Origin of the sequence: Shigella sp. FC1967 (assembly GCF_001743005.1) — a bacterium.
Classification (GTDB): domain Bacteria; phylum Pseudomonadota; class Gammaproteobacteria; order Enterobacterales; family Enterobacteriaceae; genus Proteus.
Genome location: NZ_MIIZ01000967.1, coordinates 1 through 1,547, shown reverse-complemented (window position 1 = coordinate 1,547; position 1,547 = coordinate 1). Strand labels below are relative to the sequence as shown.

Sequence of the window (1,547 nt, the reverse complement as noted above, 5' to 3'; positions counted from 1 at the left end):
AATGAATGAGCAGTAATACCAAAGTAATGATTGTCGCTTTCATTACCATGAATACCAAATCGTAGTTTTTCACCAAAAGAAAAACCACTGTATTTTAACTGAGGTAATAACGTTATAACTTTATTATAATCAGAATATGAAATAGATAATGAATGATTATTATCGTTGATAAAAAAGTGCTTGAACAATCTCTTTATTTTGATTGTATTTATCTAAATAACTCAATTTGTATAATGCATTATCTTCAATAGTTTTATTTTCATTTAAAGTGAAGAGAAAACCATCTAGTGTGGTTAAAGTATATCTATGTGCTAATGTCTCATTGGCATGATAAACATTTTTTAATGTGACAGAGTGATAAATTAATTTATTATTTTCGTTTCCATCATTTACGTAAATATCGAAAATAATATTTTTTCCATCTCGACGAATAGATTTAATTTCATCAAAATGATAATTTAGCCGTATCATACTTATTTCTGTATCGTTCACTTCATTTATAATTGTTTCATAATGGACATGATGATTTTTTTTCTAAAAGAAGATCTTAAAAATAATATAATTATCATTTCCTTCTCCACCCTTCTGCATAACCCTCTTGTAAAACTAGAGTATCATTTCCGCCTAATCCATATAATAAAATCAGCTCCCCCCAGCACCATCTAAATAATTATCTTCTTGATTACCATAAATAATATCATCACCAATCTCACTCGCAATAACATTTTCAATACTGTCTAAATAAGCTATCACTTGCTGATCTTGCAGTACAATATTAGGCATGGAATCAACAAATTGCTTTGAATAAAAGATGACCATTTTCTTGATAGAGAAATAATTTCGAATGAAAATTTTGACTATTTGTTTGTTCTTCTGCGTGTTTGAATTTAACGTAATTATCGAATAAATTAACTTCATACCCTTGATATTTATTGGTTGTTTTTTATAATACGAAGTGTATCACTTCCTCCTCTACCATAAAAACGACTTGCATAAATCGGAGACGCCGAGGTAAATAAATTAAATATATCTTCTTTACTCCCTCCGCTTAGTCTCTTCGTTCCATTATAGATATCAAAGGTATTTTTAGTATTTGAAGGTGCAGAAATAATATCATTACCATTGTGAGTATTGAAATAAAAGCATTCATTTTCACCCCAACCCGATGAATAATACTTTTTACTCTGATTTGATTTTATTAAATCCTCTATTAATTTATTTTCATCAAATAGTAACATACTATTTTCTTTCGTTGTTTTTATTTTTCTAATAAAAATCACCATCAACAATATCATCAAAAAAAAGGTGAATTATCATCAGAAATAATATCTAGAGTATAACGTTTTAATTCATTGACAAAAAAATCAAAATCAAAAATAAGTGTTTCATTTGTAGCGATGGCTTCTTTAGGAAAAAAGTATTTATATTCTGTTTTTTCCGCATCGTAAATGATAAGAAAGTGCAGCAATTTTTTCTGCTTCCTCTTGACTCATATTTAATGACACTCTCTGAGAAACATACTCACCTAAAGGATTCAAAATTGAATC

General features: G+C 27.9%; 3 protein-coding genes and 1 pseudogene. All 4 read right to left on the bottom strand.

The genetic code is table 11. The features are described from left to right. Positions 1 to 188 (bottom strand): annotated as a pseudogene (locus BHE89_RS24385) (calcium-binding protein); the annotation flags it as partial. Further along, positions 160 to 492 carry a hypothetical protein gene (locus BHE89_RS16850; protein ID WP_128860648.1) on the bottom strand — a complete coding sequence of 111 codons (333 nt, stop codon included), beginning with the start codon at positions 490 to 492 and terminating at the stop codon, positions 160 to 162. The pseudogene BHE89_RS24385 and the gene BHE89_RS16850, both read right to left, overlap by 29 nt. A gap of 150 nt (positions 493 to 642) precedes the next feature. Continuing rightward, a complete protein-coding gene (locus BHE89_RS23875) occupies positions 643 to 783 on the bottom strand; it encodes a hypothetical protein (protein ID WP_171742525.1) in 141 nt (46 codons plus the stop codon). Positions 784 to 929: 146 nt separating this feature from the next. Continuing rightward, positions 930 to 1,283: a hypothetical protein gene (locus tag BHE89_RS16845; protein WP_128860647.1), complete on the bottom strand. Its 354-nt coding sequence runs from the start codon at positions 1,281 to 1,283 to the stop codon at positions 930 to 932. Between the last annotated feature and the right edge of the window lie 264 nt (positions 1,284 to 1,547).

What these genes read in the sequence shown, in the direction of transcription:
- BHE89_RS23875 (WP_171742525.1), bottom strand. Translation starts at nt 783, where the DNA reads ATGCCTAATATTGTACTGCAAGATCAGCAAGTGATAGCTTATTTAGAC.
- BHE89_RS16845 (WP_128860647.1), bottom strand. Translation starts at nt 1,283, where the DNA reads ATGGTGATTTTTATTAGAAAAATAAAAACAACGAAAGAAAATAGTATG.